The 14,457-nt window shown below is 61.4% G+C and carries 14 protein-coding genes and 2 pseudogenes; 14 read left to right on the top strand and 2 right to left on the bottom strand.

Annotated elements, in window-relative coordinates; translation table 11 throughout:
• Positions 1-785 precede the first annotated feature (785 nt).
• Positions 786-1,706 carry a LysR substrate-binding domain-containing protein gene (locus ASD64_RS06620; RefSeq protein WP_056102578.1) on the bottom strand — a complete coding sequence of 307 codons (921 nt, stop codon included), beginning with the start codon at positions 1,704-1,706 and terminating at the stop codon, positions 786-788.
• Between the two features lie 181 nt (positions 1,707-1,887).
• Here ASD64_RS06620 and ASD64_RS06615 point away from each other — a divergent pair, with 181 nt between their 5' ends.
• The 14 genes and pseudogenes from ASD64_RS06615 (at position 1,888) to ASD64_RS06560 (ending at position 13,940) form a co-directional block, all read left to right on the top strand.
• Positions 1,888-2,094 carry a hypothetical protein gene (locus tag ASD64_RS06615; protein ID WP_056102575.1) on the top strand — a complete coding sequence of 69 codons (207 nt, stop codon included), beginning with the start codon at positions 1,888-1,890 and terminating at the stop codon, positions 2,092-2,094.
• Between the two features lie 87 nt (positions 2,095-2,181).
• The gene (locus tag ASD64_RS06610) at positions 2,182-3,657 is read left to right on the top strand and encodes a catalase (RefSeq protein ID WP_056102571.1); all 1,476 of its coding nucleotides are present in this window, start codon (positions 2,182-2,184) and stop codon (positions 3,655-3,657) included.
• Between the two features lie 218 nt (positions 3,658-3,875).
• Entirely contained in the window at positions 3,876-4,886 is a 1,011-nt protein-coding gene (locus ASD64_RS06605) for an aldose epimerase family protein (protein WP_056102566.1), read from the top strand.
• 292 nt (positions 4,887-5,178) lie between these two features.
• On the top strand, positions 5,179-5,349 hold the full coding sequence (locus ASD64_RS06600) for a hypothetical protein (protein WP_156460038.1): 171 nt from the start codon (positions 5,179-5,181) through the stop codon (positions 5,347-5,349).
• 196 nt (positions 5,350-5,545) lie between these two features.
• Positions 5,546-6,862: an NAD(P)H-dependent oxidoreductase gene (locus tag ASD64_RS06595; protein WP_056102560.1), complete on the top strand. Its 1,317-nt coding sequence runs from the start codon at positions 5,546-5,548 to the stop codon at positions 6,860-6,862.
• Between the two features lie 11 nt (positions 6,863-6,873).
• Positions 6,874-7,902, top strand: a complete 1,029-nt coding sequence (locus ASD64_RS06590; RefSeq protein ID WP_156460037.1) for a thiamine pyrophosphate-dependent dehydrogenase E1 component subunit alpha — start codon at positions 6,874-6,876, stop codon at positions 7,900-7,902.
• Positions 7,902-8,900: an alpha-ketoacid dehydrogenase subunit beta gene (locus ASD64_RS06585; protein WP_056102554.1), complete on the top strand. Its 999-nt coding sequence runs from the start codon at positions 7,902-7,904 to the stop codon at positions 8,898-8,900. Before ASD64_RS06590 ends, ASD64_RS06585 begins: the two co-directional genes overlap by 1 nt.
• 3 nt (positions 8,901-8,903) lie before the next feature.
• Positions 8,904-9,464 (top strand): annotated as a pseudogene (locus ASD64_RS21595) (E3 binding domain-containing protein); the annotation flags it as partial.
• A gap of 1 nt (position 9,465) precedes the next feature.
• Positions 9,466-10,183 (top strand): annotated as a pseudogene (locus tag ASD64_RS21590) (2-oxo acid dehydrogenase subunit E2); the annotation flags it as partial.
• 1 nt (position 10,184) lies between these two features.
• Positions 10,185-10,487: 2-oxo acid dehydrogenase subunit E2 (locus tag ASD64_RS20925; protein ID WP_210171808.1), on the top strand; the 303-nt coding region annotated here is incomplete at its 5' end.
• An 84-nt stretch (positions 10,488-10,571) separates the two neighbouring features.
• On the top strand, positions 10,572-12,017 hold the full coding sequence (gene lpdA / locus ASD64_RS06575) for a dihydrolipoyl dehydrogenase (RefSeq protein ID WP_056102548.1): 1,446 nt from the start codon (positions 10,572-10,574) through the stop codon (positions 12,015-12,017).
• 82 nt (positions 12,018-12,099) lie between these two features.
• Entirely contained in the window at positions 12,100-12,357 is a 258-nt protein-coding gene (locus tag ASD64_RS06570) for a GlsB/YeaQ/YmgE family stress response membrane protein (protein ID WP_056102545.1), read from the top strand.
• Between the two features lie 134 nt (positions 12,358-12,491).
• On the top strand, positions 12,492-13,457 hold the full coding sequence (gene lipA, locus ASD64_RS06565) for a lipoyl synthase (RefSeq protein WP_056102542.1): 966 nt from the start codon (positions 12,492-12,494) through the stop codon (positions 13,455-13,457).
• Positions 13,458-13,469: 12 nt separating this feature from the next.
• Positions 13,470-13,940 carry a type II toxin-antitoxin system RatA family toxin gene (locus ASD64_RS06560; protein WP_056102539.1) on the top strand — a complete coding sequence of 157 codons (471 nt, stop codon included), beginning with the start codon at positions 13,470-13,472 and terminating at the stop codon, positions 13,938-13,940.
• Between the two features lie 6 nt (positions 13,941-13,946).
• Here the strand turns inward: ASD64_RS06560 and ASD64_RS06555 are convergent, their stop codons facing one another.
• Positions 13,947-14,426, bottom strand: coding sequence for a CinA family protein (locus ASD64_RS06555; protein WP_056102631.1), 480 nt, complete (start codon positions 14,424-14,426; stop codon positions 13,947-13,949).
• Positions 14,427-14,457: the final 31 nt, after the last annotated feature.

The following is a 14,457-nucleotide window of genomic DNA, read 5'->3' as shown; positions in this document are numbered from 1 at the left end:
CCCCCGCCACTCACCGCGTTGGGGGAAGGTTCACATGGCTCAATTCTCAATGGAAATTATGCGCCTAACCGGCTCAGTTCCGCGTGGAAACCAACAGCCCATCGGCTCCTCCCGAGTGCTTTCGGCGTGGTTTGCGGCCTTTGTCCCCACGCTGTCGATCCCACTGATTTCCTATCGCGTTCGTGATGGGGGTCAATTGATCCTTAGGCCAATGCGTCAGGACGATATGCCCTCCGGATATCGTGAAGCCCTTCGCCACCTCGTCACGGTAGACGGGAAGGAGCCGAACTGGTGCGCTACGGGCGCATAGACGCCTGCAGCGCAGCGCTCAGCGGCAAGCATTTCAGCACCGTCATTGTGGACAACGGCCGGACGCTCGACAGGATAAGAATGGCTTGCTCGATCTGCTTGATCAGATGGAGCCAGACCTAAGGCTGTTAGAAGAAGGGCAAGGATCCAGATGCCCCACGCCGCCTTTTCTACGTCGCCATGACTCGGACGCGGCGCAGCCTTGCTATCATTGCCGATGGACAGCGTCCGTTCGTCCAGCAGGGCGTGGAGCATGTGCTACGCCGAGCCGCGCCGGCCGTTGCCGACAATGTCCCTCTTTCGACTGCGCTGTACCAGATGCCTAACCTAAAGGTCGTGGCCGGGCCGCCTTAGGCCGGGTCATATCTCGCTTGACGCAATCTCGGCGGCCTGGGGGATCCGCTCCATATCGTGCGTGAGGGCTCAACTTGGATGATGCAGGATGCGCGGGAACAAGCGCTCGGACGGCCGCGGCTTCACTCGATGTGCGCAGCCACTTGTTTGCGCAATTGCTTGGTCGAGGCAGTTATGACTTCTCCCAGTTCGATGAAATCGCGCTTGCGCGGAGAACTCTTGCGCCAGGCCAACCCGATGACGCGCTTCGGTTCGGGATCTTCGAACCGCATCAAATGAAAATTTCCCCGCTTGGTTTCCACCCCCACGCTGATTTCCGGGATCAGCGTCATCCCAAAACCGTTGGTGACCATCTCCAGAAGCGTGGACAGACTTGAAACGCCAAACGTGGCGGCATTTTCGACCTGTCGAAGTCCGCAAAACGTCAGGGCCTGGTCCCGGAAGCAATGGCCTTCCTCCAGAAGCAACAGCTTGTCGCTTTCGACCATATCGGGCGTAGCTCGCACATGGTTGGATATCCGCTTCGATTGCGGCATCGCCAACAGGAAACGATCGTCAAAAAGTCGAAGCGTTTCGATGGCCGGATCGTCGACAGGCAGCGCGAGCAAAAGAAGATCGAGGCTCCCATCAAGGAGTTCACGCAGCAGGAACTGGGTCTGCGTCTCACGCAGGCGGAGGTCCAGGTCAGGATATGTATGGCGAATCGAAGGCAACAACCGGGGAAGAACGTAAGGCGCGACTGACGGGATAACCCCTAACCCAAGTGGTCCGGACAGCGATTTGCCGTCTTGCCGCGCAAGATCGACGATGTCGCGGGCTTCGGAAAGAATGCGCGCTGCGCGAAGCGCGATGCTCCTGCCGCTGCTGGTCAGCATGACGGACCCACGGCCTCGTTCGAAGAGTTGTACTTCCAGAAATTTCTCCAACTCCTGGATCTGCATCGAGAGAGCGGGCTGGGTAACGGCGCATTGCTCTGCGGCTTTGCCGAAATGCCCGCAGCGGGCTACCGCGTCGAAATATTTCAGCTGCTTCAGCGAGATCATTTCGATCAGTTTTCCTTATCGTATATGGCATGTAATCTGATTTGATCTTATCGTCAATGTTTCCTAACTTGAAGCCACGCCTGCCAGGCAGCTGAAATCCGGCCTTTTAAGAGCAAGAAACATTCGCAAGAGGGTGTTTTGCCGCCGTGCCTGCGCAATCGGAAGTATCAGGAGTATTACCATGGGTGTCGAAAATAAAAATCTGAATTTGACTCAAACCGGCGGAGTGCGTGAGCTCTACACCGATGACACTGTTGTGGCGTTGAATGCCGCTCTTTTGGAACGCGGCGTCGAAACCGGACAGATTATCTCCGTTCTTACTGTCCCGGGGCAGGTGATGGGGCAACCCGTCCCGCCGCAGTTCCGCGTCCTTTATCGGGCGACTTGACGCTGAAATAAGCACGGCGAACGCCCCCCTAAAAATCAAAGATTTTGTTGAAAGCGAGCCGGAAACGGCCCGGAAAGGAATGACACCATGACGGACAAGAAGCCAGGCACCGGATCGACGATGAGCACAGGCGCTCCGGCACCCAGCGACCGCAATTCGCTGACGCTCGGGGCCAACGGCCCGATCCTGCTGCACGACGTGCATTTCCTCGAGCAGATGGCGCATTTCAACCGCGAAAAGGTTCCGGAGCGCCAGCCGCACGCCAAGGGTGCCGGCGCGTTCGGCGTTCTCACCGTCAGCGAAGACGTTTCCGCATTCACCAACGCCGCCTTGTTCCAGAAGGGCGCCACCACCGACATGCTTGCCCGCTTCTCGACGGTGGCCGGCGAAAACGGCAGCCCGGACACGTGGCGCGACGTGCGCGGCTTCTCGCTGAAGCTCTACACCGACGAAGGCAATTACGACCTCGTCGGCAACAACACGCCGGTGTTCTTCGTGCGTGACCCGATGAAGTTCCCGCACTTCATCCGCAGCCAGAAGCGCCTTCCCGATTCCGGCCTGCGCGACAATCACATGCAGTGGGATTTCTGGACCAACAATCCAGAAACGGCGCACCAGGTCACCTATCTGATGGGCGAGCGCGGCCTGCCGCGCACCTGGCGTCACATGAACGGCTACGGGTCGCACACTTATATGTGGATCAACGCCAAGGGCGAAAAATTCTGGGTGAAGTACCACTTCCACACCGCCCAGGGCATGGCGTTCTTCAACAACGCCGAAGCGGCGGATGTTGCCGGCAGCGATGCCGACTTCCACCGCCGCGACCTGTTCGACGCCATCGCGCGCGGCGAGCACCCGAGCTGGACGCTGTCGGTGCAGATCATGCCCTATGCCGAAGCCAAGACCTACCGCTTCAATCCGTTCGACCTGACCAAGGTGTGGCCGCATGCCGACTATCCGCTGATCAAGGTCGGCACCATGACGCTGAACCGCAACCCGGAAAACTTCTTTGCCCAGATCGAGCAGGCGGCGTTCTCGCCGGGCAACACGGTGCCGGGTATCGGCCTGTCGCCGGACAAGATGCTGCTCGGCCGCGCCTTCGCCTATAACGACGCGCAGCGCAACCGCATCGGCACCAACTTCCACCAGTTGCCGGTCAACCGCCCGAAGGTGCCGGTCAACACCTATATGATCGACGGCCAGATGGCCTTCGACCACACCGGCAACGCGCCGGTCTACGCGACCAATAGCGGCGGCCGCACATGGGCCGACGAGACCGGCCCGGCGGAAGACGGCTGGGAAACCGATGGCGAAATGACGCGCAGCGCCTACACGCTGCATGCCGAGGACGACGACTTCAGCCAGCCGGGCAAGCTCGTGCGTGAAGTCTGGAACGACGCGCAGCGCGCGCAGTTCGTCGATCAGGTGGCCGGCGCCTTGTTGGGCGGCGTGCGCGAGCCGGTGCTGAGCCGCGCTTTCAAGTACTGGAAGAGCGTCGACGCCGCGACCGGCCAGCAGATCGAGGACAAGGTCCGTGCGGGCCATGCGTCGAAGCCTGCCTAAGGCATGGGCGAATCCTGATCGCACCCACCGAATGCTGCCCGCCTGTCGGCGTCCCCGGAGACGCCGACAGGCGGGTTTTGTCGTTCGTGCAAAATGACGCGGCAAGGTTTCCGCCGAGCGCGCCCGGTTTCCAACCGCAAAGGAATGTGGCGCCGGGGCTGCGCGAAGGCTAGAAAGCTTACGACGTGCGACAAGTACCCAGAGGCGGCGCGATATTCATGACCCCAGGCAACAAAGAGGGCGACGCCGGATCTCTCGATGCGCTGGAGATCAGCAAAGGCGGCCTGTCGGCCAGTGTGCTTGCCTATGGCGCAACGCTTGCCAATCTGATCGTGCCGACGCGCGAAGGGCGCCAAAGCGTCGTGCTGGGGTTCGACGACCTCGAAGCCTACAAGAGCCACGGCGCGTTTTTCGGCGCCATTGTCGGGCGCTCGGCCAACCGGATCGGCGGCGGCAAGGTGGCGCTCGGCGGTCAGTCTCATCAACTCGACCTCAACGAGAAAGGCAGGACGCACCTGCATGGCGGTGCCGGCGGCTTCTTCTCGCGGGTTTGGCAAGTCGAGGAGCACAATGCTGAATCGGTTCTGCTCAGCCTTGTGTCGCCGGACGGAGACCAGGGGTATCCCGGCGAAGTGCATGCAACCTGCCGCTATATGCTGGGGCCTGATCGCCTCATCATCGAATTGCGGGCCGAAACGGACCGCGAAACACTGGTTAACATGGCCGGCCACGCTTATTTCAATTTGAACGGCGGCGGCACCGTCCTCGATCATCGCCTGATGATCCAGGCTGGAGCCTACACGCCTGTCGGCGACGACCTGATCCCGACAGGCGAGATCAGGCCGTTGGCCGGCACGGCGTTCGATTTCCGAAACCTGCGCCCGATCCGCAATGAAGGGGGCGGGCTGCACAGCGGTTACGACGATAATTTCGTGCTTGCGATGACGCCCTTCGGCGAGCCGCGTCTGGCCGCAAGGCTGGAAGGAGACCGCTCTGGCCTGGCAATGGAGGTGTGGACCACCGAGCCGGGCCTGCAACTCTATGACGGTGGGTCGCTGCCGGTCAGCGAGGTACTGAGGGGAGGGGGTGCATCGCAGCGTTTCGGAGCGGTGTGCCTTGAAGCGCAGCGCTTTCCCGATGCAATCCACCACCCCGGTTTCGCCGGGGCGGTGCTGAGGCCCGGCGAGACCTATTTGCAGGTCACCGAGTATCGCTTCGCCCTGACGTGAAAAATTCTGCTGGCGGCAGCGTCAGGCGACGACGTGCCAAAGCCACATCCAGAACGCCAGATTGCTGGCGATCAGAAACGTCCAGGTTTGGGCGCGGTGGGTCATGGCGGGACAGGCTAGTTCGCCACGGTTAACGAACTTTCAACGCGTCGCGTATGTTCACAGGAGTTTTCTGTCCCAGATCGGCACAGAAGCCAATGGCACGGAAGCTGCACTGTGCAAGGGCATGAAGATATCCGTGCGCCCAGCCAAGCGAGATGGCAATCCGAAAGAAATCTTCGCACGAGCGATCATGGCCGAAGATGTGTCGGTTGCCGGAGACGAGATTGTCCTGACCATCGTCGTCAACGATATCTACAGCAAGGGATCGAGCCAGCGCTATACGATCAGCCTCAGCGCCGACGATGTCGCGACCATCCTTGATGGCGCCGACTTCGCCGAGGAACTGAAAGCTGCCGAATAGTCGAAGCCTCCCGGGCGGACGCAGTTCTCACCTTCAACGAGCCATCATCGACAGGACTGCCCGCTTCAGACGGGCCTTGTCCCCGTTGAAACGCGTCGAACGCGCTGTATTCGCCCCAAAATGAACATTCGCCTTGATTGAAAGACACATGTTCATTAATCATGACTCGGCGTCGGCTTTCGCGGAGGAATGAAAAATGACCATCAATGTTGCCCCAATCGGTCTGGCCCGTGATCTGAAGGAACGCGCAGCGTCCGGCAAGCCGATCCGCATCGGTCTGATCGGTTCAGGCGAGATGGGAACCGACATCGTTACCCGCGTGGCGCACATGTCGGGCATCGAGATCGGGGCCATTTCCGAACTCAATATTCCCAACGCCCACAGGGCTGTCGACATCGCCTATCGCGAGAAGGGCTATTCGCGCGAGGTTTCCAATGCCGGCGACATGACCGCCGCGATGGAGGCCGGCAAGATCGCGATAACGAACGATGCCAACCTCATCATTGCCAACGACCTGATCGACGTGGTGATCGATGCTACCGGGGTGCCGGCGGTCGGGGCCGAGATCGGCCTGCACGCCATGGAGCACGGCAAGCATCTTGTAATGATGAACGTCGAGGCCGACGTTACCATCGGCGCTTATCTCAAAAGCGAGGCCGACCGGCTGGGCGTCACCTATTCGCTAGGTGCCGGCGACGAGCCGTCGTCGTGCATGGAACTGATCGAATTCGTCTCCGCCATGGGCCATCCGATCGTCGCCGCCGGCAAGGGCAAGAACAATCCGCTCAACATCGACGCGACGCCGCCTGCCTATGAGGAGGAAGCCAGGCGCCGCCACATGAACGTGCGCATGCTGGTCGAGTTCGTCGACGGCTCCAAGACCATGGTCGAGATGGCGGCAATCGCCAATGCAACCGGACTGGTGCCCGACAAGCCCGGCATGCACGGTCCGGCCGCCACGCTTGACCAGCTTTCCAGCGTGCTGGTGCCGGAAAAGGATGGCGGCGTGCTGTCGAAGGTCGGCGTCGTCGACTATTCGATCGGCAAGGGCGTCGCACCCGGCGTGTTCGTCATCGCCGACATGTCGCATCCGCGCATTTCGGAGCGCATGGAAGATCTGAAAATGGGCAAGGGTCCTTATTTCACCTTCCATCGGCCTTTTCATCTGACTTCGCTGGAAGTGCCGCTGACCTGCGCGCGCGTCGTGCTTTACGGCAAGGCCGACATGGTGCCGCTGGCCAAGCCCGTCGCCGAGGTCTGCGCTGTCGCCAAGAAGGATATGCAGCCGGGTGAGAAACTCGACGCCATCGGCGAGTACTGCTACCGCGCCTGGATCATGACCGCGCCGGAAGCCCATGCCGCCAAGGCCATTCCATGCGGCCTGCTGCAAGGCGGATCGGTGAGCGCGCCGATCAAGAAGGGTGAACTCATCACCTATGCCAACGCGGCGCCGGCGCCGGGTTCCAAGATCGCCGAACTGCGCGCCCGCCAAGACAAACTGGTCTACGGTTAAGGAGGCCGATCATGGCAACGGCCAGGAAAGCTATTTCGCCCGAGCAGACCAATCAGCCGTTTGCCTATCGGCAGTATTCTCCTGAACAACTCAGGGACGTGCTCTACAAGATGTACCTCATCCGCCGCTTCGAGGAAGGCGCGGAGGACAGCTACATGCGCGGCCTCATCCACGGCACGATGCATCTTTCCATCGGCCAGGAAGCGAGCGCCGTCGGCATTTGCACGCCGCTGAACGAGGACGACCAGATCACCTCGACGCATCGCGGCCACGGGCACTGCATCGCAAAGGGCGCCGACGTCAAGCGCATGTTTGCCGAGTTCTTCGGCAAGACCACCGGCTACTGCAAGGGACGCGGCGGCTCCATGCACATTGCCGATGTCGCCAAGGGCAATCTTGGCGCCAACGGCATCGTTGCCGGCGGCATTCCGATCGCGGTTGGAGCGGCCCTGTCTGCCAAGCGCATGAAGACCGGCAAAGTGGTGGTGTCGTTCTTCGGCGACGGCGCCAACAATGAAGGCGCGTTCCACGAAGCGCTCAACATGGCTTCGATCTGGAAGCTGCCGGTAATTTTCGTTTGCGAAAACAACGGCTACGGCATGTCGACCTCGACCGAGCGCTCGACGGCGGTGAAGAACATCGCCGACCGCGCGGCAGCCTATTCGATGCCCGGCGTCATCGTCGACGGCAACAATTTCTCCGAGGTGGCGGAGGCCTCGCATATCGCTGCAGAGCGGGCGCGGGCAGGCGAGGGGCCGACGCTGATCGAGTCCAAGACCTACCGTTATCGCGGCCACTCCAAGAGCGACCGCAACCGCTACCGCACCAAGGAAGAGATCGAGGACTGGATGTCGAACCGCGACCCGATCATGCTGTTCGAAACCGAACTCAAGGAATTCGGCATCATCGACGACAAGGGCATCGAGGCGGTGCGCGAGGCGGTGAAGCAGGAAATCGCCGCCGGTATCGAATTCGCCAAGGTGAGCCCGGCGCCTGAACTCGGCGACCTCGGCCGCTACGTCTATACCGAGGTGGCGTGATGGACGCGGCAGTGCGTGAACTAAGTTATGCGCAGGCGATCCAGGAGGCGATGGCGCTTGCCATGGAAGCCGACGATCGGGTCTTCCTGATGGGCGAGGATATCGGCGTCTACGGCGGTGCCTTCCAGGTGACCGGCGATCTGGTCGAGCGCTTCGGTACAGACCGGGTGATGGATACCCCGATCTCCGAGCTTGGCGGCGCGGGTGTCGCGGTGGGTGCCGCCGTCACCGGCATGCGGCCGATCTTCGAGTTCCAGTTCTCCGACTTTGCCACCCTCGGCATGGAGCAGATCGTCAACCAGGCAGCCAAGATGCGCTTCATGCTGGGCGGCGAGGTTTCGGTGCCGCTGGTCATGCGCTTTCCGGCCGGCTCCGGCACGGGGGCCGCGGCCCAGCACAGCCAGAGCCTGGAAGCCTGGCTCGGCCATGTTCCGGGGCTGAAGGTGATCCAGCCGGCCACACCGCACGACGCCAAGGGCATGCTGCTTGCCGCGGTTGCCGATCCCGATCCGGTGATGATCTTCGAGCACAAGCTGCTCTACAAGATGAAGGGCCCGGTGCCCGAGGGCCACTACACGGTGCCGATCGGCAAGGCCGAAATTTGCCGCGCGGGCCGCGACCTCACCGTCGTCGCCACCTCGATCATGGTCCACAAGGCGCTGGAAGCAGCCGAGACGCTTGCCGGCGAGGGCATCGATATCGAAGTGGTCGACCTCAGGACCATCCGGCCGATGGACAAGCAGACGGTCATCGACAGCGTCATGAAGACGTCGAAACTGCTTTGCGTCTACGAAGCGGTGAAGACGCTCGGCATCGGCGCGGAAGTCAGCGCCATGATCGCCGAAAGCGAGGCGTTCGACTATCTGGATGCGCCGATCGTGCGCTTGGGCGGGGCGGAAACGCCGATCCCCTACAATCCCGACCTGGAGAAGGCGACGGTCCCGCAAGTGCCCGACATCGTTGCGGCCGCCCGCGATCTGGCCAAGGGGGTCCGCTAGCTCATGCCGGTCGAAGTCATCCTTCCCAAGGTCGACATGGACATGGCGACCGGGCAGATTTCACGCTGGTTCGTCGAGGAGGGCGCGGTCGTCAAGCAAGGCGAAGTGCTGTTCGAGATCGAGACCGACAAGGCCGCGATGGAAATCGACGCGCCGGCCAGTGGCATCTTGCGCAATGTCACCGGCAAGGAAGGCGTGGACATTCCCGTCGGCCAGGCGGTGGCGTGGATCTATGCCGAAGGCGAGGCTGCTGGAGCGGCACCGGTCGCGCCGCCGGCAAGCGAGACCTCAGCGAAGCCCGCAGAGGTCGCTGCTGCCCTGCCGGTAACAAGCTTGGGAAAGGAAGCCCCCTCCGCCTCGCTGGGCGTTTCCTCTGCAAGTGCTGACAGCGAAAGTGGCGGCGTGCGAGCCACGCCTCTTGCCCGCCGGCTGGCGCGCGAGGCGGGACTCGACCTTGCGTCCGTTTCCGGCAGTGGCCCGCGCGGACGTGTGGTCAAGGCCGATGTTGATGCTGCGATAGCCGATGGTGGTGCGAAAGCCGCTTCTGCTTCTGTCACCGCGTCGNCCGGCAGTGGCCCGCGCGGACGTGTGGTCAAGGCCGATGTTGATGCTGCGATAGCCGATGGTGGTGCGAAAGCCGCTTCTGCTTCTGTCACCGCGTCGGCCGCAGCGCCTGCGCCCAGGCCGATGTCCGACGATGCCGTTCTCAAGCTGTTCGAGCAAGGTTCCTACGACCTGGTGCCGCACGACAACATGCGCAAGACGATCGCGCGGCGGCTGGTCGAGGCCAAGTCGACCATCCCGCATTTCTACCTGACGCTCGACTGCGAACTCGACGCGCTCCTGGCGTTGCGCAAGCAACTCAACGATGCAGCCCCGGTCAASAAGACCGAAAAGGGCGAGGCGCCGGCCTACAAGCTGTCGGTCAACGACATGATCATCAAGGCGATGGCGCTGGCGCTGGCGCAGGTGCCGGACGCCAATGCGTCRTGGACCGAAAGCGCCATGGTCAAGCACAAGCACGCCGATGTCGGGGTGGCGGTGTCGATCCCSGGCGGACTGATCACGCCGATCGTGCGGCGGGCCGAGGAAAAGAGCCTGTCKGYRATCTCCAACGAGATGAAGGACCTGGCCGCGCGGGCCCGGACCCGCAAGCTGAAGCCGGAGGAATACCAGGGCGGCACGACGGCTGTGTCGAACCTCGGCATGTTCGGCATCAAGGATTTTGCCGCCGTCATCAACCCGCCGCATGCGACGATCCTTGCGGTCGGGGCAGGCGAGGANGCGCGGGCCCGGACCCGCAAGCTGAAGCCGGAGGAATACCAGGGCGGCACGACGGCTGTGTCGAACCTCGGCATGTTCGGCATCAAGGATTTTGCCGCGGTGATCAACCCGCCGCATGCGACGATCCTTGCGGTCGGGGCAGGCGAGGAACGGGCGGTGGTGAAGAACGGCGAGATCAGAATAGCCACCGTGATGTCGGTGACGCTCTCGACGGATCACCGGGCGGTCGACGGCGCACTGGGCGCCGAACTGCTCGGCGCCTTCAAGCGCCTCATCGAAAACCCTTTTGCCATGCTGGTGTGAACACAAGCGCGGAATGGAGCGGCTTGGTGCCGGCCGGTGCCTGCCGCTGCTCCCGTCCCGGCACTTTGAACCAAGGAGATTTCCGTGGCTGAGAATTACGACGTCATCATCATCGGTTCCGGTCCCGGCGGTTATGTCACTGCCGTGCGCTCTGCCCAACTCGGCTTGAAGACGGCGATCGTGGAGCGCGAGCATCTGGGCGGCATCTGCCTGAATTGGGGCTGTATCCCGACCAAGGCACTGCTCAGGTCCGCCGAGATCAAGCATTATGCCGATCATCCTGGCGCATATGGCCTCAAGATAGACGGACCGGTGACGGCAGACGTCAAGGCAGTCGTCGAGCGTTCGCGCGGCGTGTCGGCGCGTCTGAACGGTGGCGTCGGCTTCCTGATGAAGAAAAACAAGGTCGACGTGATCTGGGGCGAGGCCAAGCTCACCAAGCCCGGCGAGATCGTGGTTTCCAAGACTTCGAAGAAACCGATGGAGCCGCAACACCCTGTGCCCAAAGGCACCAAAGGCGAGGGCACCTACACGGCTAAACACATCATCCTCGCCACCGGTGCGCGACCACGCGCGCTGCCCGGCATCGAGCCGGACGGAAAGTTGATCTGGACCTATTTCGAGGCGATGGTTCCGAAGGAAATGCCTAAGTCGCTGCTGGTCATGGGATCTGGCGCGATCGGCATCGAATTCGCCTCGTTCTACCGCACCATGGGAACTGAGGTGACCGTGGTCGAACTGTTGCCCGCGGTGATGCCCGTCGAGGATGCCGAAGTCTCGAAATTCGCGCAGAAGCAGTTCGAAAAGCAAGGCATGAAAATCATTCTCGAGGCCAAGGTCACCAAGGTCGAGAAGGGTGCCAATTCGGTCACTGCCCATGTCGAGATGAAGGATGGCAAGGTCGAGAAGATCATCGCCGAGCGCATGATTTCCGCTGTCGGCGTGCAGGGCAATATCGAGAATCTCGGTCTTGAGACGCTTGGCATCAAGACGGATCGCGGCTGTGTGATCGTGGACGGCTATGGCCGCACCAACGTGCCGGGCATCTACGCCATAGGCGACGTCGCCGGCCCGCCGATGCTGGCCCACAAGGCCGAGCATGAGGGCGTGATCTGCATCGAGAAGATCGCCAATGTTCCGGGCGTGCACGGCCTCGACAAATCCAAGATCCCCGGCTGCACCTATTGCAATCCACAGGTGGCGTCGGTCGGTTTGACCGAAGCCAAGGCCAAGGCGGAAGGCAGGGACATCCGTGTCGGACGCTTCCAGTTTGCAGCCAACGGCAAGGCCATTGCGCTTGGCGAAGACCAGGGGTTCATCAAGACGATCTTCGACAAGAAGACCGGACAGTTGCTCGGCGCGCACATGGTTGGCGCGGAAGTCACTGAGCTCATCCAGGGCTTCGTCGTGGCGATGAACCTCGAAACCACCGAGGAAGAACTGATGCACACGGTGTTCCCGCACCCGACCCTGTCAGAAATGATGAAGGAGAGTGTGCTCGATGCCTATGGCCGGGCACTGAATGCCTGAGGCCAGGCTTGCCCGATGGAACCCAAAGGAAGGCTAGGACGTTTCCATATGCATTTTAATCCGTGTCAAAAGGATCAGGCATATGGACGTCAACGGCGTGGGCTGGGTTGCAGCCATCATTGTAGGTGGGTTGGCCGGGTGGCTGGCCGAAATGGTCATGAAGAGCAATATGGGCCTCTTCATGAACATCATTTTGGGCATTGTCGGTGCAATAGTGCTGAACGCGATCTTGCAGGCGGCCAACATTGGCTCGTTCGGAGCCGGGTGGGGAGCTTATCTGATCACCGGCTTCATCGGCGCCTGTATTCTCATCTTCGTCGGACGGCTCGTGCGCAGATAGCATACATCACGATCACCACCCAGAATGGGCCGCAGCGGCATGAGTCGCGGCGGCCTTTTTCTTTGCGGCAAAAAGCCTTAGATGACATTGGCCCTGTGGGCGCTATGAAGTGCCCACGACAGAACGGATAGAATATGGTCACCGTCCTCGACAACATCGCAAATCCGCCCCGCGTCAGGCATCCGGAGAAGGCGCATCGCCCCGATCAGGAAGTTTTACGCAAACCCGACTGGATCCGCGTCAAGGCGCCGGTTTCGAAGGGCTACGCTGAGACGCGCGAGATCGTTAAATCGAACAAGCTGGTGACGGTGTGCGAAGAGGCGGGCTGCCCCAACATTGGCGAATGCTGGGAAAAGAAGCACGCCACCTTCATGATCATGGGCGAGATCTGCACGCGCGCCTGCGCCTTTTGCAACGTCGCAACCGGCATCCCGACCGCGCTCGACTCGAATGAGCCGGAGCGCGTTGCACATGCGGTCAAGCAGATGGGGCTCAGTCACGTCGTCATCACGTCAGTTGATCGCGATGATCTTTCAGATGGAGGCGCGCAGCATTTCGCGGAAGTCATTCACGCCATTCGCGCGGCGACGCCCAAGACGACGATCGAAATCCTCACCCCGGACTTCCTGCGCAAGGACGGTGCGCTGGAGATTGTCGTGGCGGCCAAGCCCGATGTGTTCAACCACAATCTGGAAACCGTGCCGTCGAACTATCTGACGGTGCGTCCCGGCGCTCGCTACTTCCATTCGATCCGGCTGCTGCAGCGGGTGAAGGAACTCGACCCGTCGATCTTCACCAAGTCCGGCATCATGGTGGGGCTCGGCGAGGAGCGCAATGAAGTGCTGCAACTGATGGACGATCTGCGTTCAGCCAATGTCGACTTCATGACCATCGGGCAATATCTGCAGCCAACGAAGAAGCACCATCCGGTGATCCGTTTCGTCACGCCGGAGGAATTCAAATCGTTCGAGACGATCGGCAAGACCAAGGGCTTCCTGCTTGTGGCGTCGAGCCCGCTGACACGGTCCTCGCATCATGCCGGCGAGGATTTTGCACGTTTGAGGGCGGCGCGCGAAGCCGCCCTTGCAAAGTCAGTATAGCTTTTCTGTTTCATGCCGAAATTCGAAGCCACCCGCCGTGTCGCCCATTCGCCGGAAGAGATGTTTGCGTTGGTCGCAGACGTCGAGCGCTATCCCGAATTCCTGCCTCTGTGTGAGGCGCTAACGGTACAGTCCCGCCGGGAGCGGGATGGGCGTGTCCTGCTCGTTGCGAGCATGAGTGTCGGCTACAAAGCGATCCGCGAGACGTTCACCACCCAGGTTCTGCTGAAGCCCGACGAGAAGGCCATCGACGTCAAGTATATCGATGGCCCGTTCAAATACCTCAGCAATGTCTGGGGGTTCGAGCCGGCGAGCGACGGCTGCTTCGTGCGCTTTTTCATCGACTACGAGTTCAAGAACCGATTGCTTGGCGCGGTCATGGGAACGATGTTCGACCGGGCCTTCCGCATGTTTTCGGAAGCATTCGAGAAGCGCGCCGACGTGATCTACGGGACGGGAACACCGACGCCTGGCGCTGCCTGACGAGCGTTAACCAGCTAGCGCGCTGAGCCCCATGGTCAGGGCATGGCGCACTGTTTCGCGGCGGATGAAGTCGCGACCGCGATTGTCGAAAACGCGCTTTTCCGTCACCACGGGCATTCCGCTACGTGCAAGGCCGAACCAGACAAGCCCGACCGGCTTGTCGGCGCTGCCGCCATCGGGACCGGCAATGCCGGTTACGGCGAGCGCGATGCCCGCCCTTGATCGCTCCAGCGCACCCTTGGCCATTTCGTGGGCGGTCTGGGACGAGACCGCGCCATACGCGTCCAGCGTTGCAGCCGCTACGCCCAACATGTCAACCTTGGCTTCATTGGAATAGGTGACAAAGCCGCGATCCACCGTAGATGACGAGCCGGGAATATCCGTCATTGCCGCGATGATAAGGCCGCCCGTGCAGCTTTCCGCAGTCGCCGCAAGAACGCCATGTCTTTGGCACGCCTGCAAGAAACGGCTGGTCAGATCGCCGATACCGGACTGCTTGACTTCGCCAGCGCCTGCT

Source organism: Mesorhizobium sp. Root157 (genome assembly GCF_001427385.1).
In the GTDB taxonomy this organism is placed as follows: domain Bacteria; phylum Pseudomonadota; class Alphaproteobacteria; order Rhizobiales; family Rhizobiaceae; genus Mesorhizobium.
The sequence above is the reverse complement of the archived record's forward strand: the minus strand, read 5'-3'. Positions and strand labels throughout refer to the sequence as shown.